General features: G+C 68.2%; 16 protein-coding genes. 8 read left to right on the top strand and 8 right to left on the bottom strand.

The features are described from left to right. Nucleotides 1-30: 30 nt before the first annotated feature. Nucleotides 31-291: a hypothetical protein gene (locus QLH51_RS02705; protein WP_125654603.1), complete on the bottom strand. Its 261-nt coding sequence runs from the start codon at nucleotides 289-291 to the stop codon at nucleotides 31-33. After that, nucleotides 288-1,049 carry a helix-turn-helix transcriptional regulator gene (locus QLH51_RS02700; protein WP_206428796.1) on the bottom strand — a complete coding sequence of 254 codons (762 nt, stop codon included), beginning with the start codon at nucleotides 1,047-1,049 and terminating at the stop codon, nucleotides 288-290. The genes QLH51_RS02705 and QLH51_RS02700 overlap by 4 nt, the downstream gene beginning before the upstream one ends. Nucleotides 1,050-1,140: 91 nt before the next feature. On the opposite strand from QLH51_RS02700, the gene QLH51_RS02695 reads away from it, so the two are divergent. Further along, the gene (locus QLH51_RS02695; protein WP_125654607.1) at nucleotides 1,141-1,713 is read left to right on the top strand and encodes a glutathione S-transferase family protein; all 573 of its coding nucleotides are present in this window, start codon (nucleotides 1,141-1,143) and stop codon (nucleotides 1,711-1,713) included. Nucleotides 1,714-2,064: 351 nt separating this feature from the next. On the opposite strand, the gene QLH51_RS02690 is transcribed toward QLH51_RS02695, so the two are convergent. Further along, a complete protein-coding gene (locus QLH51_RS02690) occupies nucleotides 2,065-2,403 on the bottom strand; it encodes a hypothetical protein (RefSeq protein WP_206428797.1) in 339 nt (112 codons plus the stop codon). Between the two features lie 334 nt (nucleotides 2,404-2,737). On the opposite strand from QLH51_RS02690, the gene ettA reads away from it, so the two are divergent. Both ettA and QLH51_RS02680 read left to right on the top strand, forming a co-directional pair. Then, nucleotides 2,738-4,417 carry an energy-dependent translational throttle protein EttA gene (gene ettA / locus QLH51_RS02685; protein WP_125654609.1) on the top strand — a complete coding sequence of 560 codons (1,680 nt, stop codon included), beginning with the start codon at nucleotides 2,738-2,740 and terminating at the stop codon, nucleotides 4,415-4,417. Between the two features lie 10 nt (nucleotides 4,418-4,427). Next, nucleotides 4,428-5,603, top strand: a complete 1,176-nt coding sequence (locus QLH51_RS02680; protein WP_125654705.1) for a sensor histidine kinase — start codon at nucleotides 4,428-4,430, stop codon at nucleotides 5,601-5,603. Nucleotides 5,604-5,622: 19 nt separating this feature from the next. On the opposite strand, the gene QLH51_RS02675 is transcribed toward QLH51_RS02680, so the two are convergent. The 5 genes from QLH51_RS02675 to QLH51_RS02655 form a co-directional block, all read right to left on the bottom strand. Further along, nucleotides 5,623-6,396: an NYN domain-containing protein gene (locus QLH51_RS02675; protein WP_125654611.1), complete on the bottom strand. Its 774-nt coding sequence runs from the start codon at nucleotides 6,394-6,396 to the stop codon at nucleotides 5,623-5,625. Nucleotides 6,397-6,439: 43 nt separating this feature from the next. Beyond that, entirely contained in the window at nucleotides 6,440-6,820 is a 381-nt protein-coding gene (locus QLH51_RS02670) for a DoxX family protein (RefSeq protein ID WP_125654613.1), read from the bottom strand. 85 nt (nucleotides 6,821-6,905) lie between these two features. Then, a complete protein-coding gene (ybaL, locus tag QLH51_RS02665) occupies nucleotides 6,906-8,552 on the bottom strand; it encodes a YbaL family putative K(+) efflux transporter (RefSeq protein WP_125654615.1) in 1,647 nt (548 codons plus the stop codon). 580 nt (nucleotides 8,553-9,132) lie between these two features. Next, nucleotides 9,133-9,615, bottom strand: coding sequence for a transcription elongation factor GreB (gene greB / locus QLH51_RS02660; protein WP_125654618.1), 483 nt, complete (start codon nucleotides 9,613-9,615; stop codon nucleotides 9,133-9,135). Continuing rightward, the gene (locus QLH51_RS02655; protein WP_125654707.1) at nucleotides 9,612-11,651 is read right to left on the bottom strand and encodes a lytic transglycosylase domain-containing protein; all 2,040 of its coding nucleotides are present in this window, start codon (nucleotides 11,649-11,651) and stop codon (nucleotides 9,612-9,614) included. Before QLH51_RS02655 ends, greB begins: the two co-directional genes overlap by 4 nt. A 78-nt stretch (nucleotides 11,652-11,729) precedes the next feature. Here QLH51_RS02655 and dapA point away from each other — a divergent pair, with 78 nt between their 5' ends. The 5 genes from dapA to QLH51_RS02630 all read left to right on the top strand — a co-directional run bounded on the left by dapA (nucleotide 11,730) and on the right by QLH51_RS02630 (nucleotide 18,815). Further along, on the top strand, nucleotides 11,730-12,614 hold the full coding sequence (gene dapA, locus QLH51_RS02650) for a 4-hydroxy-tetrahydrodipicolinate synthase (RefSeq protein WP_125654620.1): 885 nt from the start codon (nucleotides 11,730-11,732) through the stop codon (nucleotides 12,612-12,614). Nucleotides 12,615-12,700: 86 nt separating this feature from the next. After that, nucleotides 12,701-15,292: an ATP-binding protein gene (locus tag QLH51_RS02645; protein WP_164516055.1), complete on the top strand. Its 2,592-nt coding sequence runs from the start codon at nucleotides 12,701-12,703 to the stop codon at nucleotides 15,290-15,292. A 73-nt stretch (nucleotides 15,293-15,365) separates the two neighbouring features. Beyond that, nucleotides 15,366-15,848 (top strand): SsrA-binding protein SmpB, encoded by a 483-nt coding sequence (gene smpB, locus QLH51_RS02640; RefSeq protein ID WP_125654624.1) that lies wholly within the window; start codon nucleotides 15,366-15,368, stop codon nucleotides 15,846-15,848. A gap of 76 nt (nucleotides 15,849-15,924) precedes the next feature. Further along, the gene (locus tag QLH51_RS02635) at nucleotides 15,925-16,416 is read left to right on the top strand and encodes a DUF2062 domain-containing protein (RefSeq protein ID WP_125654709.1); all 492 of its coding nucleotides are present in this window, start codon (nucleotides 15,925-15,927) and stop codon (nucleotides 16,414-16,416) included. 329 nt (nucleotides 16,417-16,745) lie between these two features. After that, complete coding sequence (locus QLH51_RS02630; RefSeq protein WP_125654626.1) at nucleotides 16,746-18,815, top strand: M13 family metallopeptidase; 2,070 nt, start codon at nucleotides 16,746-16,748, stop codon at nucleotides 18,813-18,815. Nucleotides 18,816-18,865: the final 50 nt, after the last annotated feature.

Raw genomic sequence — 18,865 nt, 5'->3', positions numbered from 1 at the left:
GCTACAGCGACCAGCCGCCGGTGTCGACGATCACCCCGCCATCCTGCCGGGCCGTGCCTTCGCCGCTCCGGTCAACAACGCGCCGGTCAGGAAGCCGTTGCCGTGCGGGCTGTAGGCTACCCGGATCACCTCGAAGGCGGGCGGCTGGTCCGCGTGCTGGCGAATCGGTGTCCGCCTCTTACGGGCTATCACCTCGATTATCCCGGTCCGGGCCAGCTCTCGCCCGCGATGCGGCGGCTGGTCGACGCGTTGCGGTTCCATGCGTGCGGCGCGACCGGTTCTGGCGTTCATTCCGGCTCCCGCTCAGTACGGATCGCATTCGGGGCCGAGGGACAGGCCGGCGGCGATGCCGATCGCAGGCGGGCCTCTTCCTTCTGCCGCTTCCACTCCGCCGTCCGCAGCAAGACATACTCCCGAAGGAGTTGCACCCGGCGGGGACGGAAACTGCGTCCGCCGCGTTCCAGCGCTTCGATCCGGGGCACTTCGAACGTCCGATGGGCCTCGCGCAGCAGGCACCAGCCGACCAGCATCAAGGTCCGTGGGCTATAGGACATGCCGAGCGGCAGGATCTCGCGCTCGGTCCGCCGCCCGCTGGCATCCCGATAGGCGATGCGGACGCTGCACTCGTCCCAACAGGCTTCGCGCAGGAGGTCGAGGTCGACCGCGATGGCGGCGCGCGGCTCGGGCGGGCGCCACGATCGCATGGTGGCATGCGCCGCCTGGCGTGCCTGCCGGTCGGGCAGGGTAGCGACGATCCGCGCGAGCGCGGTGCGCCCCGCCGTCGCCAGCGCGTCGTCGCCGAAGTCGCCGAGGCTCGCGACCCCGAGCATCAGCGCCTCGATCTCGAGGCGCGAGAAGCTCTGCGGCGGCAGCGTCGGATCTTCGGTCAACGTGTAGCCATAGCCCGCCGCCCCGTCGATCAGCACGCCGCCCGCGCGCAGCGTCGCGATGTCGCGATAGAGCTGCCGCGTCGAGACCTCCGTCTCCGTGGCGAGGCGGGTCGCGGTGACGGGTTTGGGAAGCCGCCGCAATGCGTCGAGCAACCGCATCAGGCGATCCGATCGTGCCATCCCTGCTGCCCGAAATTGTCAGGAGCCTGCTGGTAGACGGACAAGGTCATCCAACGCAAGGAGCAACCCGATGCGCACCCTCTATTACTCGCCCAACTCCCGGTCCGACACGGTCGTCGCGCTCGTTCGCATGCTGTCCGCCGACATCGCGATGCGCGAGGTGACCATCGCGCGACAGGACGGATCGGGCAGCCGCGATCCGGCCAACCCGCATCTGGAAGGCAAGGTGCCCTATCTGACCGACGGCGCGGACGCGGTGCGCGAGCGCGGCGCGATCATGCTCTATCTTACCGATGCCTATCCCGACGCCGGTCTGGGGCCGCTGCCGGGCGAGGCGGATCGCGGTGCCTATCTGTCATGGCTGTTCTACTATCAGGGCGTCATCGAACCGCTGCTGATCCTGAAGTGGGCGGACGTGGGCCATCCCGCGATCACCGCAGGCCTGCGCGACTTTGATACGATGATCGAGCGGCTGGCCGAGCCGCTGCGTCGCGGGCCGTGGCTGCTCGGCCAGCGCTTTTCCGCCGCCGACATGCTGTGCAGTTCGCCGTTCTTCTGGTTCGCCGACATGATGCCCGCGGACCCGGCGATCCGCGACTGGGTGGCGCGGTGCAGCGAACGGATGGGTGGCGACGGGAAGTAGCGGCCCTGCGGCGCCGACGCGCGATACCGGTATCCGCGTCGGGGCTTCGGTAGGGCGGCCACCGAAGGTCGGCGAATCGCCCTCAATCCTTCGGGACAGGCCCATGCTGTCCGTGACCGATCCGCCAGGGTCGCACCGCCCGCACGGGAGGCGGTGAAAGATACTGCACCGCAACAGGCAACCCCGGCTTACCGGCTTGTCCCAATCATGCCCCAATCGCGCCATCGTGGCGTCGGCCGCGTAACGATCGGAGCAGGGGGAGGATCGACGCGAAAAAGGGCGCCACCGTTGCCGGGGCGCCCTTTCCTGTATTCCATGGCTCCATGCTGCCGTGGCAGCACGGATAAGGAATTACATGCCGTTCAGTTCGCCGGCGTTCTCGATCGCGTCCGACGCGTCTTCGGCGTTCTCCGAAGCGTTCATCAGGTCGGCGGCAACTGCCTCGTTCGAGGTGTTCTCAGCCTGCGCTTCGAGATTGTCGGCGATCATTTCCAGGTTGTCCGACGCGGCATCGGCAGCGTTGTCGGCCGGGGTGTTCTTGCAGGCGGCGACCGAGAGGAGGCCGGCAGCGGCGGCGACGAGCATGATCTTCTTCATTCGGGTTACTCCCAGAAAATTCCATTTCGCGAATATCCCGGCGTCACCGCCGTCGCGAGATAGCCGCAATAACGCCTTGCGCAGCGCCGTCAATCGCGAATTGTGGCAGGAATGCGGCTTTGCGACCAATGGTGGACCGTGGCAGGGCCGCGATGAAGCGTTCGAATGCCCCGTTTCATGACCGAAATCCCACCGTAACGCTACGTTTTGTTGCATATGCGAAGCGGCGTTCGGTGATCGTGAGGATTTGCGCGGTCGCTGTCGATTTCCGTCGGGGATCGCTCCCGACGATGTCGATCGACCCCGCGAATCGCATGTCGCAGCGCCGGCCCGGTCACGGACGGACCGCGCGTTGCCAATCCGCCGGCCCATCGCTACATCGCGGCAGAACCATTTCACCCCCGATATTCGAACGGAGCCTTCGGCAATGGCCGTGCAGTACAGCTATGTGATGAAGGGTCTGACCAAGACCTTCCCCGGCGCGAACAAGCCGGTGCTCAACAACATCCACCTCCAGTTCCTGCCCGACGCCAAGATCGCGATCATCGGTCCGAACGGCGCGGGCAAGTCCACGCTGATGAAGGTCATGGCGGGGATGGACACCGAATTCAGCGGCGAGGCGTGGGCCGCGGACGGGGTGAAGGTCGGCTATCTGGCGCAGGAGCCGAAGCTCGACAACAGCAAGACGGTGATGGAAAACGTCAAGGACGGCGTCCGTCCGGTCGCCGACCTCGTCGATCGCTTCAACGCCATCTCGGCCGAAATGGGCGATCCGCAGGACGATACCGACTTCGACAAGCTGCTGGAGGAAATGGGCGAGCTGCAGGCGAAGATCGATGCGGTCGACGGCTGGAGCCTCGACAACCAGCTCGAAATCGCGATGGAGGCGCTGCGCTGCCCGCCGGGCGACGCCTCCGTCGAAAATCTTTCGGGCGGGGAGAAGCGCCGTGTCGCGCTGTGCAAGCTGCTGCTCGAAAAGCCGCAGATCCTGCTGCTCGACGAACCGACCAACCACCTCGACGCCGAAAGCGTCGGCTGGCTGGAAAACTACCTCAAGGAATATACCGGGAACGTCATCCTCGTGACCCACGACCGGTACTTCCTCGATAACGTCGTCAACTGGGTGCTCGAGCTCGATCGCGGGCGCTACTACACCTACGAAGCCAATTATTCGGGCTATCTCGAAAAGAAGGCCAAGCGCCTCGAACAGGAAGAGCGCGAGGAAGCCGGCAAGGCCAAGGCGATCCAGGACGAGCTGGCATGGATGCGCCAGACGCCCAAGGCGCGCCAGACCAAGTCCAAGGCCCGCATCCGCGCGTTCGACGAACTGGTCAAGAACCAGGAGAATCGCGCCGTCGGCAAGGCGCAGATCCTGATCCAGATCCCCGAACGCCTCGGCGGCAAGGTGATCGAGGCGCAGGGCCTGACGAAAGCGTATGGCGACAAGCTGCTGTTCGAGAATCTCGACTTCAACCTGCCGCCCGGCGGCATCGTCGGCGTGATCGGTCCCAACGGTGCGGGCAAGTCGACGCTGTTCAAGCTCATCACCGGACAGGAACAGCCCGATGGCGGCTCGATCGAGGTCGGGCAGACGGTGAAGCTCGGCTATGTCGACCAGTCGCGCGACGACCTCGACCCCAACAAGAACGTCTGGGAAGAGGTGTCGGACGGCCTCGACATCTTCCGCTTCGGCAAGCAGGAACTGGGCACGCGCGCCTATGTCGGCGCGTTCAACTTCAAGGGGCAGGACCAGCAGAAGAAGGTCGGCCAGCTGTCGGGCGGTGAGCGCAACCGCGTCCACATCGCCAAGATGCTGAAGGAGGGCGGCAACGTCCTGCTGCTCGACGAACCGACCAACGACCTCGACGTCGAAACGCTGCGTGCGCTGGAAGAAGCGCTGGAGTCGTTCGCGGGCTGCGCGGTGGTCATCAGCCACGACCGCTTCTTCCTCGATCGGCTGTGCACCCATATCCTCGCGTTCGAGGGCGACAGCCACGTCGAATGGTTCGAGGGCAATTTCGAAGCCTATGAAGAGGACAAGCGCCGCCGCATGGGCGACGCCGCCGATCGTCCGACGCGGCTGGCGTACAAGAAGCTGACGCGCTGATCCCGTGGCGGTGGTCGAGGACAATGGCGCGGGGTCGGACGATCCCGCCGATGCGATCCGCTATCGCCTCGACCAGCAGCGCATCTTGGCCGAGTTCGGCGGGATTGCGCTGCGCAGCCGCGACATCGACGAGATCGTCCGGGCCGCGGTCGAACTGGCGGCGCGCGGGATGCGCACCCGGCTGGCCAAGTTCCTGCACCGCGACGATCAGGGCGGGGCGCTGATCGTCCGCGCCGGCGTCGGCTGGGACGACGGCGTCGTCGGACAGGCGGAGATGGACAACGACCTGGCATCGCCGGCCGGTTTCGCGTTCAAGACCGGCGAAGCGGTGATCTCTAATCATCTGCGCGACGAAAAACGCTTCACCACGCCTGATTTCATGGCCGACCACGGCGTGAAGCGCGCGATCAACGTGCTGGTAGAGGCGAATGGCAAGCGGTTCGGCGTGCTGGAGGTCGACAGTCGTCAGGACGGGCGGTTCGAGGAAGACGACCTCGCCTTCATGCAGGGGTTCGCCAACCTGATCGGCGTCGCGATCGAGCGGCTGGATGCGGAGGCGGGGCTGCGTGCCGCGATCGAACATCAGGAACTGCTGACGCGCGAGGCGTCGCACCGGGTGAAGAACAGCCTCGCCATGGTGTCGGCGATGTTGAACCTGCAGATGCGCGAGGACGACGACCCGCGCGTGCAGCGGATGCTGGGCGATGCGCAGGCGCGGATCGTGGCGATCGGGCAGGCACACGACCAGCTGTGGCAGGGGGATCAGGTCGGCGTCGTCGCGCTCGACCGGCTGCTGTGCGGCATCGTCGACGGCTTACGCGAGCAGGCGCCCGACCACGCCATCGACTGCGACATCGCGCCGCTGGTGGTGAGCGGCGACACCGCCATACCGCTGGGGCTGTTGCTGACCGAACTGGTCACCAACGCGATCAAATATGCCTATGGCGACGGCGGCGGCCCGGTGTGGATCGAAACGCGCTGCGACGACGGCGCGCTGTCGCTGGTGGTAGCCGATCGGGGCGTCGGCCTGCCGGCGGGGCTCGATCCGAATGTGGTGCGGCCGAGCAGTCTTGGGATGCGGATGGTCAACAGCCTGACGCGGCAGCTGGGGGGTACGCTGGCGTTCGAGAACACGGCGCCGGGGACGCGGGTGGCGTTCGCGATGCCGTTGCCGGCGGCGGTGTAGATCGTTTCCGGCAGGGCCCTCACACCAGCTTCACGAACACCCCGGTATCGCGGCGTTCGACCTCGAACGCCTTCACCTTCTCGATCAGGTCCGACAGCCGCTTGAACCCGTAGTTGCGGGTGTCGAAGCTCGACCGGTTGGCCGCGCGCTGGCCGACTTCGGACAGGCTGGCGAAGCCGCGCTTGTCGACCTTCGACGCGTCATAGGCATCGGACAGCAGCTTCACCAGCGCGGCATCGACCTTCTGGCTCTTGCGCGGCGGGGTGGGATCGGGCCTCGCGGCAGCGGTCGCCGGGGCGGGGACGCCGCCGATAGCGGGGGGCAGCGGCATGTTCGCCACATCCTCGACATCCAGCGACCCGACGTCGATGAAGCGGGTGCAGCTCTCGCGGAACCCCTCGGGCGTGCGGTCGGTGCCGAAGCCGTAGACCGGCACCCCTTCCTGCCGGATGCGCTGCGCCAGCGGCATGAAGTCGCTGTCCGACGACATGATGCCGAAACCCGTGATGCGACCGCGCAGCAGCAGGTCCATCGCGTCGATGGTCATGCGCATGTCGGTCGCGTTCTTGCCCTTGGTGATGTCGAACTGCTGGAACGGTTCGATGCCGTGGCGCATCAACAGCGCCTTCCAGCTCTTCAGGCCCGGCTTCTCCCAGTTGCCATAGGCGCGGCGGACGTTGACCGTGCCGAATTCGGCCAGCACCGTCAGCACGGAATCGAGATAGGCGGCGCCGGCATTGTCGGCATCGATGAGCAACGCGACGTTGCCGGTGGGGGCGGAGTGGGTGACCATGCCCCCGTCTATCGCACTCGCCGCACGGGCGCGACCGAAACCGTCAGCCGCGCTGTCGAACCGCGTCGATGCTCCACGCCCCGCCGCCGGCCGCCGCCATATAGAGGAAAGCGAAGCAGTAGAGCACCGCCGCCTCGCCGCCATTGGCGATCGGGAACGGTCCCTGCGGCGCATGGGCCATGAAATAGGCGACCGCCATCATCCCCGACAGCACGAAGGCCACCGGCCGCACGAACAGCCCGACGATCAGCAACCCGCCGCCGACCAGCTCCAGTATCGCCGCGCCGTAGAGCAGTCCGTTCAGCGGCATCGGAAACGGCGGCAGGCCGAACAGCTTCGATACGCCGTGGCTGAGGAATACGAGGCCGAAGACGATCCGCATCGCGGCGAGCAGGCGGGGGGCGAGGGCGGCGGGCAGGGGCATGGCGGACGTCTCCGGACTGGACTGCACCCGGTGTCGCAGCGATGCGGCCATACCCCAAGCGCAATGATCGAAACGATCCGTTGCCTCATCCGGCGCGGTCGCGTTCCACCTCCGCGCGGCGCAGCATGGCGCGCGCCAGTTCCTGTTCGCCGAGCACCACCTGATCGACGCCGTGCCGTTCCAGATAGCTGACCTCCTCCGCCGAATGGGCACGCGACAGGATGTAGAGGCCGGCGTTCATGCCGCGGGCATGCTGGACGATCGCCCCGGCCTCGAACCCGCCGGGGATGGCGATCAGCAGCTTGGTCGCCTCCGCCACCCCGGCATCGCGCAGGACATTGGGGTCGAGCGCATTGCCCAGCACCACGCTCCAGCCATGCGCCTGCGCCGCGCGCGCGGTATCGGCCTGGTCCTCGATCACGACGAAGGCGCGGCCGGCATCGCGCAGGCCCTCGGCGATCAGTCGCCCGACGCGACCAGCGCCGATCAGCACGACATGGTCCTCGCGGGCTTCCTCGCGCGCAGCCTCGCGCGCCTGTGCCGGGCCGGGATCGTCGCCGCGACCGGCGACCGCCCCGAACAGGAACGGATTGACCATGATCGACAGGATCGCGCCGGCGAGGATCAGGTCGCGCCCCGCATCGGGCAGGACGCCCAGACTGGTGCCCAGCCCGGCGAGGATGAACGAGAATTCGCCGATCTGCGCGAGGCTGGCCGCGATGGTCGCCGCCGTCCGGTTGGGATGGCCGAACAGGCGGACGATGGCGAAGGCGGCGGCCGACTTGCCGATCACGATGATCGCGATCGTCGCCAGCAGCGGGCCGGGCTGCTGCGTCAGCACTTTCGGATCGAACAACATGCCGACCGACACGAAGAACAGGACGGCGAACGCATCGCGAAGCGGCAGCGTCTCCTGCGCCGCGCGCCGGCTGAGCGGCGTTTCGCCCAGGATCATGCCCGCGAAGAACGCACCCAGCGCGAACGACACGTCGAACGCCAGCGCCGCGAAAAACGCGACTCCCAGCGCGATCGCCAGCACGGCGAGGCGGAACAGCTCGCGCGATCCGGTATGCACCACCCAGTGCAGCGCCCACGGGATCACGCGCCGCCCGACGACCAGCATCAGCGTGACGAAGCCGGTGACCTTCAGCAGCGTCATGAGAATCGCGGTCAGGATCGCACCGGGCGCGGCGGCCTTCGCCGGATCGACCGCCGCGGCGATCACCGGCAGCAGGACCAGCGCCAGCACCATCGCCAGATCCTCGACGATCAGCCAGCCGACCGCGATCCGCCCGCGTTCGGTCTGGACCAGCGCGCGTGCCTCCAGCGCGCGCAGCAGCACGACGGTACTGGCGACCGACAGCGCAAGGCCCAGGACGATGCCGGCCATCAGCGACCAGCCGAGGAACTGCGCCAGTCCCCAGCCCATCAGCGTCGCCACCGCGATCTGCACGATCGCGCCGGGCACGGCGATGCGCCACACCGACAACAGGTCTTTAAGCGAAAAATGCAGGCCGACGCCGAACATCAGCAGGATGACGCCGATCTCCGCCAGTTCGGTGGCGATTCCCGAATGGGCGACGAACCCCGGCGTGAACGGTCCGATCAGCACGCCGGCGAGCAGATAGCCCGCGATCGGCGACATGCGCAGCCGGTGCGCCGCCGCGCCGAGCACGAACGCCGCGACCAGCGCGGTGACGATGGTTCCGACCAAAGGGGTGTAATGCGGCATCGGCGCTCCTGTAAGGGGGAAGTTCTCCTGCGCCAACGACCGGACCGGCGCCGAGGTTCGCTTAGAGCGGTTTCCGACCAGGTTGAACCGCCGTCATCGCCCTTCGGGCGCCTGCTGCGCAGCGGGGCGCTTTCCATCCGGGGCGGCGTTGCTCGTCGGTCACGATGCTGCAGCATCGCTCCCTCCTCGCGCCTTGCCCCGAACCGAAATCACCGCCGTGCCGGTGATCCAACCTGATCGGAAACCGCTCTAACCGCCTGAATTGCCAGAAAGCCTTGCCGTACCCTACCGGCCGTTCGCCGACCAGTGCGGTGGATCGGACGCCAGTTTCAGGACACCGAAACTGGCGCCGACCTGGTTCAGCACCGCTGCCGACCTGGGACCGATCGACATTCAGCGAATTGGAGCGCCATCCAGCAGGATCAGGAGCCTTTCTGGTTCACGTACCCCCGCGCAGGCGGGGGTCCAGAGCCACGAATGTCGTCCTGCCGTTACTCTGGACCCCCGCCTGCGCGGGGGTACGGCCTGAAGGTCGATCGGTCCTAGCCGCCGCATCCGTCGCGCGGCTCGCCGCAACGCTTCACGGATAGGTGATCGCCATCACCTCATATTCCTTTGCGCCCGCCGGCAGCGTCACCGTCCGCACGTCGCCCACCGCGCTGCCCCGCAAGGCCCGCGCCATCGGCGAGTTCCAGCCGATCCGCCCCTTGCCCGCATCCGCCTCGTCATCGCCGACCAGTTCGAGCACGCGGTGGTTGTCGTCCTCGTCGGCGATGGTGACGGTCGCGCCGAACCACGCGCGGCCGCGCTCGGTCTGGGTCGCCGGATCAACGACGCGCGCCGCCTTCATCCGTTTGGCGAGGAAGCCCAGCCGCCGGTCGATCTCGCGCAGCCGCTTGCGGCCATAGATATAGTCGCCATTCTCCGACCGGTCGCCATTGCCCGCCGCCCATGCGATGACGTCGAGCAGCTTGGGCCGCTCGTCGCCCAGCAACTGGTCATATTCGGCCTTGAGCACGCCATAGCCCGCCGGCGTGATATAGTTCGGACGCGGCTCGCTCATCCGGGCTGGTTCTTGCGCAGATACCAGCTGAGGTTGTTCGGCCCGCGCGACCGGGCCTTGTCGGCATGGATCAGGTCGTAGACGACCGCGTTCTCCAGCACGCGCTGCACATAGCCGCGCGTCTCGGTGTACGGAATCTTCTCGATCCAGTCGATCACGTCGACGCCGGGCGTGCGCGGATCGCCGTTGGCGCGCAGCCACTTGTTCACGTTGCCGGGGCCGGCATTGTACGCGGCCACCGCCAGCGGATAGCTGCCGCCATAATAGTCGAGCATCCGCTGGATGAAGCTGGACCCCAGCGCCATGTTGTACGCCGGATCGTTCAGCGACGCCGGATTGTACGACAGGCCGAGCTTGCCCGCGGTCTCGCGCGCGGTGCCGGGCATCAGCTGCATCAGCCCGCGCGCGCCGGTACGGCTGACGGCGGTCCGGTCGAACTGGCTTTCCTGCCGCGCGATCGCGTGGATCAGCGTGAACTGGTCGCGCTGCGCCCCGCTGACCGGCACGGACGGGTAACCCGCCAGCGTATAGTCGCTATGCCCGTTCACCAGCGCGCTGCGCCCGACCATCACGCTCAGGTCGGGGCGGTCGATCGCCCGCGCCAGCTCGACCGCCAGCGCATGGTCGGTATCGCTGCGCGCATCCTCGGCGATCTTGCGGATGAAGAGGCCCTGATCGCCATATTGGCCGGTGCGACCCAGGTAGCGCGTCGCCTTGACCACGTCGCTGTTCATGTATGCGGCGCGGACGGCGGCCGGCACCGCCGCCGGATCGGCGGTGTTGCCCGGCGCGCGCAGCGGGCGTCCGATGCGCTCGCTCGCCAGTTGGCCATAGAACAGGTCGCCGAGATCGGCCGCCTGCGCATACCAGCGATCGGCGGTGGCGCGGTCGCCCGCCGCCTCGGCGGCGCGGCCCGCCCAGTAATAGCCCTTGGTCCGCACGGTCGGCGTGCGCGACCCGCTGGCATAGCGCGCGAACATGCCAGCGGCGTCGGCAGGGCGGTTCAGCCGTTGCAGCGCGACCGTGCCTGCCAGCCACGCGAGGCTGGTATAGTCGTCGCGCTCGCCATAGGCGGCATCGGCGATGACCGTGCCGGCGGGAAAGGCGTCGTCGATCTGCGATGCGATGCGATAGGCCAGATCATACTGGCTGTCGGCCTGTGCCGCCTTGGCATTGGTCAGCAGGACCTCCAGCCATTCCTCGACATCGCCCGGCGTCCGCGACAGCCGGCGCGGCTGCGCCAGGAACGATCGCGCCGTCCCCGACTGTCCGGTCGCGCGCAGCCATGTCGCGCGATCGGCGACATAGCCCGGATCGTTGCGGTCGACGCCCGGCTGCTCGCCCCGCACGCTGGCATCCGCCGCGCTGGTACGGAACGCGATCCGCGCGTCATAGGTGGGGCGCATCGCTGCCGACGCATAGCCGATCTGCCGCCCGGCGGCGCTGGTCGCGCCCTGCCACAGCAACCGGTCCATCCGCGCGTCGTGATCCTCGGGGCGCAGCGCCGATGCGAACTGCCCCAGCAGCTTCGTCTCGTCGGCGGTGCGCAGCGCGCCGCGCCGCCATGCCGCGCGGGCCGCTTCCTGCGCCTCCGCCGTGCGCCCGCTCGCCGCCAGCGCCTCGGCATGGCGCAGACGCCCGGCGGCGGTCATCGGCGGGAAGCGGGCAAAGAAGCGCAGCACCGTCGCCGCATCCTGCCCGCCATCGGCCAGCACGGTTTCGGCGGCGGCGCGGCGGCTGGTCTCACCCGGAAAGCCCGGATGCGCCAGCAGGAAGCGGGCATAGTCGCCGAAGGGATAATTGTCCGACTGCTGCAGCCGTTTCCAGTCGGCCAGCACCGGCTGGATCGGGTCATAGGCCGGGGCCGGCGCGACCTGCTGCACCATCGGGCGGGCAGGGGCGGGCACCGGCTGCACCATCGGCGCTGCGGGCGCCTGGACGGGCATCGGGGCGGTCGGGGTGAACATCCCGGCGGCCATGGCGGCGCTCGCGACGCCGGTGAGCAGGAACGCGCTCTTGAACACGGTGGTCAGCATACTGGACATGATATGGAAGCGCGCCCTATCTGTCGCCACCTTTTCGGCTCGAATCCCTGTCCACGGAGCGCGTTTCCCATGTTTTCCGGATCGATCCCGGCCCTCGTCACGCCCTTTGCCGACGGCTCGTTCGACGAGGCGTCGTTCCGCGCGCTCATCGACTGGCAGATCGAAAGCGGGTCGAGCGCGCTGGTCCCCTGCGGCACGACCGGCGAAGCGGCGACGATGACGATCGAGGAACACGACCATGTCGTGCGCGTCTGCGTGCAGCAGGCGCAGGGCCGGGTGCCGGTGATCGCGGGCTGCGGATCGAACGACACCGCCGTCGCGCTGCACCACATCCACGCCGCAAAGGCCGCGGGCGCCACCGCCGCGCTGCTGGTCCCCCCCTATTACAACCGCCCGAACCAGGAGGGGGTGTTCCGCCATTTCGAAGTGCTGGCGGCGCAGGGCGGCCTGCCGATCGTCCTCTACAACGTGCCGGCGCGCACCGTCACCGACATCGCAGTCGAAACGGTCGAACGCATCGTGAAGGTGTTTCCCGAGGTGGTCGTCGGCATCAAGGACGCGACCGGCCAGATGGCGCGCGTGTCCGAACACCGGCAGCGCTGCGGCGCCGCCTTCGCCCAGTTGTCGGGCAATGACGACATGTCGCTCGCCTTCATGGCGATGGGCGGCATGGGCGCGATCTCGGTCACCGCGAACGTCGCGCCCGCGATGTGCGCCGAGTTCCAGGACGCGTGCGCCGCGGGCGATTACGGCCGCGCGCTGACGCTGCAGGACCGGCTGTATCCGCTCCACGCCGCGCTGTTCACCGACGCATCGCCCGCGCCGGTCAAATATGCGCTGGGTCGCGTCCGCCCGGGCTTCCCGACCGACCTGCGCCTGCCGATGACTCCCGCATCGCCCGCGTCGCGCGCCGCGGTGGACGCCGCGCTGGCCCATGCCGGCCTGGTGGGATGAACCGTTCGGGATGCGGCGCGCGCGGCATTGCCGCGGCGGTGGCATCGCCGTAACACGCTGCCCCTATGCCTAACGGACCCCTTTCGGTGCAGACGCTTACCGGCGCGGAGATCGCCGCGCACGACTGGGCGGCCACGCCGCTCGGCCCGGTCGATCGCTGGCCGGTCGCGCTGCGCTCGCTGCTGGCGATGATGCTGTCGTGCCCGACGCCGATGTTCCTGGCATGGGGGCCGGAGCTGCGCTGCTTCTACAACGACGCCTATCGCCCGCTGCTGGGCGTGCGGCTGGCCGGCTCGCTGGGCGAGCGGTTCGACGTCGTCTGGGCGCATATCTGGGACGAACTGGTGCCGCTGGTCGACAAGACCCTCGCCGGCGGCAACGTCGTCGCGACCGACATGCAGCTCGACCTCGCCCGCACCGGCGAGCCGGAGGAAAGCTGGTGGAGCTTCACCTATTCCCCCGCCTTCGACGATCGCGGGCAGATCGCCGGGCTGCTGTGCGTGACCGGGGAGACGACGGCGCGGGTGCTGGCCGAGCGGGAGCGTGCCGCCGCCGACGAACGTCTGCAACTGGCGCTGTCGGCCGGGCGCAACATCGGCGCGTGGGACTGGGACGTGCCGACCGACATCGTCCGCGCCGATTCGCGCTTCGCGCTGCTCTATGGCGTCGACCCGGCGGTCGCGGAGGCCGGCGCGCCGATCGCGACCTTCTTCGCCCACATCCATCCCGACGACCTGCCCGCGTTGCAGGTCGCGATCGAACGCGCGATGGACCCGGCGGGCAACGGCACGCTGGTCGCCGAATACCGGCTGGTGTCGGACGACGGCAGCAGCCGCTGGGTTTCGGCGCAGGGACGCTGCGCGTTCGACGAGGCAGGCCGCGCGGTGCGCTTTCCCGGCGTCAGCTTCGACATCGACGACCGCAAGCAGGCCGAACTCGCCGCGCTGGCCGCCAAGGCCGAGCGCGAGTTCGTCCTGCAACTGAGCGCGCGGCAGCGTGCGGCGACCGATCCGGAAGCGATCATGCGCTTCACCGCGCGGGCGCTGGGCGACTGGCTGCACGTCCACCGCGTCGGCTTCGCCCGCATCGCCGCCAATCGCGTGCGCTACATGGGCGGATGGAACGACGGCATCCTGCCGCCGCTGATCGGCGACCACAGCCTCGACCGGTTCGGGCAGGACAACAACGCGCTGCTGCGCGCCGGGCGGACGATCGTGTCCGACCGGTTCGACGTCGATGCGACCTTCGAACCCGAACTGGTCGCGACCTATTCGGCGCGGTCGGGCATCTGCGTGCCGCTGCGCCGCGACGGGCGGCTGGAAGGGCTGCTGATCGTCGGCCATGGCGAACCGCGCCGGTGGATGCCGGGCGAGATCGCGCTGGTGCAGGAAGTGGCGGAGATCAGCTGGGTCACCGTCCAGCGCGCCGACGCACTGCTGCGGCTGGAGGCGAAGGTCGGGCGGCAGGACGCGCAGCTCGAACGCGTCGCCACCGAACTGCACAACACCGCCAGCGCCCGCGCCGCCGCCGAGACGCAGGTGCGCCAGTTGCAGAAGATGGAGGCGGTCGGCCAGCTCACCGGCGGCATCGCGCACGATTTCAACAATATGCTGGCGGTGGTGATCGGCGGGCTCGACATGATCGACCGTCGCCTCGCCGCCGGGCGGCACGATGTCGACCGGTATGTCGAGGCCGCGCGCGAGGGCGCCACGCGTGCCGCCGCGCTCACCCAGCGGCTGCTCGCCTTTTCGCGCCAGTCGCCGCTGTCGCCCGAACCGGTCGAGGGCAACCGGCTGGTCACCGACCTGACCGACCTGCTCACCCGCACGCTGGGCGAGCGCATCGCGGTGGAAACGGTGCTGAGCGCCGGGCTGTGGCGCGCGGAGGCGGATCGCGGGCAGCTGGAGAACGCCATCGTCAACCTCGCGGTCAATGCCCGCGACGCGATGGACGGCGGCGGCAAGCTGACGATCGAGACCGCCAACGCCCATGTCGGCGACGATTATGCACGCGAGGCGGACATGGCGGCGGGCCAATATGTCCTGATCGCCGTCACCGACACCGGCACCGGCATGGAGAGCGAGGTGCTGGCCAAGGCGTTCGACCCGTTCTTCACCACCAAGCCGGTCGGGCGCGGCACCGGTTTGGGTCTCAGCCAGGTGTTCGGTTTCGTCCGCCAGTCGCGCGGCCATGTCCGCATCTATTCCGAAGTGGGGGTCGGCACGACCGTCCGTCTCTATCTGCCGCGATTCTATGGCGAGGAGCCGACGCCCACGCCGCGCGCCACGTTGCAGCCGATCCGTCGCGGATCGAGCGACGAAATGGTGCTGGTGGTCGAGGACGAACCGCGCGTCCGCAGCTTCTCGGTCGAGGTGCTGCGCGATCTGGGCTACGGCGTGCTGCACGCGTCGAACGGGCCGGAGGCGCTGGAGCTGCTCGAACAGGGGGTGCGCGTCACGCTGCTGTTCACCGATGTCGTCATGCCCGGCATGACCGGCCGCGAACTGGCCGACCGCGCGCTGCTGCTGCGCCCCGACCTGCGCGTGCTCTATACGACCGGCTATACCCGCAATGCCGTGGTGCATAACGGCGTCCTCGATCCGGGGACGCGGCTGCTGCCCAAGCCGTTCGGGGTCGACGAACTGGCAAGGAAGGTCCGGGAAGCACTAGACGCCTGACTTCCTCCCCGTGCCGGGGAGGATTTGCGCCACCCGCTTCCCTCCACGCCCCCGACACCCTATGTCGCTGCCCATGAGCCGTCCGCGTCCCCAGCTGTTCGACAAGAAGAAGACCGTCGCCGAAAACCGTCGCGCGCGGTTCGATTACGAGATCGACACGGTCTACGAGGCCGGCATCGCGCTGACCGGGACCGAGGTGAAGTCGCTGCGCTTCGGCGAGGGGACGATCGCGGAGAGCTATGCCGATGTCCGCGACGGGCAGGTGTGGCTCATCAATTCGAACATCCCCGAATTCAGCCACGGCAACCGCTTCAATCACGAACCGCGCCGCCCGCGTAAACTGCTGCTTCACGAACGCGAGATAAACAAGATGCACGGCGCGGTGGCGCGCGATGGCATGACGCTGGTCGCGCTGTCGGTCTATTTCAACGGCAAGGGCCGGGCGAAGGTCGAACTGGCGCTGGCCCGCGGTCGCAAGACCCACGACAAGCGCGAGCACATCAAGGAGCGGGACTGGAAGCGTGAACAGGGAAGGTTGCTCCGCGACCGTGGCTGACCGCGACGGCGACGACCGGCAGCTGGGCGCGCGTGCGCTGCGCTGGGTCCGTGCGAACCTGCCGACCCGCGAATCGATGGAGGCCAACCGCTTCCTGCGCCCGGTGGCGCACCGCGTGCTGGCGCCCGAATTGTGGCGTTTCACCCGCCGTTCGGTGCCGCGCGGCGTCGCGCTGGGCATGTTCACCGGCATCCTGATCCCGCTGGGGCAGATTCCGGCGTCCGCCGTCCTTGCGCTCCCCTTGCGCGCCAACGTGCCGGCGGCGGCGCTGACGACGTTCTTCACCAACCCGATCACCACGCCGCTGCTGTTCATCCTGTACTACAAGGTCGGGGCATGGCTGCTCCACCTCGACCGGGTCGTGCCCGGCGACCCGATCGGCAACGCCGTGGCGGCACCGCCCGGCTGGCTCGAATGGCTGGTGGCGGAGGTCGGCCCGGCCACGGCGCTCGGCATGGTGGTGTGCGCGGTGATCGGCGCGGTGCTGGGCTATGCCGTCGCGGCGCTCGGGTGGCGGGCGTGGATCGGCGCGAAGTGGAAACGGCGCGGGCATGGGGCGCGGTCCTGAATCACCCCAACCGTTTGTGCTGAGTAGGGGCTGAGCTTGTCGAAGACCCGTATCGAAGCACTGGTGGCAACGGTCCTTCGATACGCCATTTCGACAAGCTCAATGGCTACTCAGGACGAACGGCTAAAGTTTGATCCACTCATATTGAACCGGGCGTCATCGCGGCGAAGGCTGGGATCTCCCGGTGGTAGCGCGCAGCAGGAGCCGATGGAGACCCCAGCCTTCGCTGTGGTGACGTTTCCATACCGATGGATCAAACTCTAGATATTGACGATCGATAAGCCGGGGTGCAGCATTGCCGTATCACCCGATACGAAGAGGCTTATTCGATGCGGCGTAGTTTCGTCCTCACCACCCTGCTCGCGGCGTCCGCGCTGTCGGCCTGCACGACTACGCCGTCCGGCCCGGTCGAAACCGCCGCCACGACGCCGGCGTCCGCCGCCGAAACGCCGCCCGCCCCGGCAAGGCCCGAGATCGGCAGCTTCGGCTTCGACGCCGCCGGCATGGACCGCGGCGTCAAGCCGGGCGACAATTTCTACAAATACGCCAACGGCAACTGGGAACGCATCACGCCGATCCCCGCCGACAAGTCGAGCTACGGCATGTTCACCGCGCTGGACGACCTGTCGAAGACGCGCACCCGCGAACTGCTGGATGCGGCGAAGGAGGATCCCGATTCGAAGATCGGCGTCGCCTATGCGACCTTCCTCGACCAGGCGGCGATCGAGGGCAAGGGGCTGGCGCCGATCCAGCCCTGGCTGACCGAGATCAAGGGCCTGTCGTCGAAGGCCGGCTATGCCGCGCTGGCGGCGAAGGCCGCGCAGTCGGGCGTGGGCGGGCCGTTCGGCGCCTATGTCAGCCCCGACGACAAGGCACCGACCGTCTATGTGTTGCAGACGTCGCAGGCCGGGCTCGGCATGCCCGACCGCGACTATTATCTGTCGACCGACGCCAAGCTGGTCGAACAGCGCAAGGCCTATCAGGCGCACCTCGCCAAGATGCTGACGCTGGCCGGCGAGCCGAACGCGGCGGCGCGTGCCGCGGCGATCGTCGCGTTCGAGACGCAGATCGCCAGGGCGCACTGGACGCGGATCGAGAGCCGCGACGCGAACAAGACCTATAACAAGATGACCATCGCCGACCTGCGACGGCGCGCGCCCGGTTTCGACTTCGCGACCTATTTCCGCACGCTGGGCGCCAACACCCCCGACGTGATCGTCGCGCAGCCGACCGCGTTCACCGCCATGGCGAAGGTCATCGGCGCGACGCCGATCGGCGTGCTGAAGGACCAGATGCTGGTCCGCTCGCTCGACGGATTCTCCAGCGTGCTGCCGCAGGCGTTCGACCAGGAGAACTTCGCCTTCTACGGCACGATCCTGTCGGGCACCCCGCAGCAGGAGGAACGCTGGAAGCGCGCGGTCGACTTCACGTCGGACGCGGTCGCCGACGATGTCAGCAAGGCCTATGTCGCGAAATACTTCCCGCCCGCGACCAAGGCCGCGGCCGACACGCTGGTCCGCAACGTGACCGAGGCGATGGGCCGCCGGCTCGACGCGCTCGACTGGATGGCGCCCGAGACGAAGGTGAAGGCGCGTGCCAAGCTCGCCGCGTTCACGCCCAAGATCGGCTATCCCGACCAGTGGCGCGACATGAGCGACCTGACGATCACGCCGGGCGACGCGTTCGGCAACATGCTGCGCGCGAACCAGTGGCAGCAGCGCTACAACGTGCAGCATCTGGGCAAGCCGATCCAGAAATGGGAATGGTTCATGACCCCCATGACCGTGAACGCCTATGCGAACCCGGTGATGAACGAGATCGTGTTCCCCGCCGCGATCCTCCAGCCGCCGTTCTTCGACCCCAACGCCGACCCGGCGGTCAATTACGGCGCGATCGGCGCGGTGATCGGGCACGAGATCAGCCACCATTTCGACGATCAGGGCCGCAAGTACGACGTCAACGGCAGCCTGACCGACTGGTGGACGCCCCAGGACGTGAAGCGGTTCGACGAACGCACCGCCGCGCTGGTCAAGCAGTATGACGCCTACGAACCGCTGCCCGGCCTGCATGTGAAGGGCGAACTGACGCTGGGCGAGAACATCGCCGACCTTGCCGGCCTGACGGTCGCATGGGACGCCTACACCCACGCCTATCCGGGCGAGCAGAAGGCGATCGACGGCTTCACGCCCGAACAGCGTTTCTACCTCGGCTGGGCACAGGTCTGGCGGCGCAGCTACCGCGAGGCGAATTTGCGCCAGCGGCTGCTGACCGACCCGCACAGCCCGTCCGAACAGCGCGCCTGGGTCGTGCGCAACCTCGACCCGTGGTATTCGGGCTACAAGCCGGCGGCCGGCGACAAGCTGTTCCTGCCGCCCGAACAGCGCGTCCGCATCTGGTAAGCGGGATAGCGGTCTCCCGCGCGGTGCGTGTGGAGACGGCGCCGCTCGCG

This window comes from Sphingomonas sp. 2R-10 (genome assembly GCF_030062225.1).
GTDB lineage: Bacteria > Pseudomonadota > Alphaproteobacteria > Sphingomonadales > Sphingomonadaceae > Sphingomonas.
This window is presented reverse-complemented; position numbering and strand designations above follow the sequence as displayed.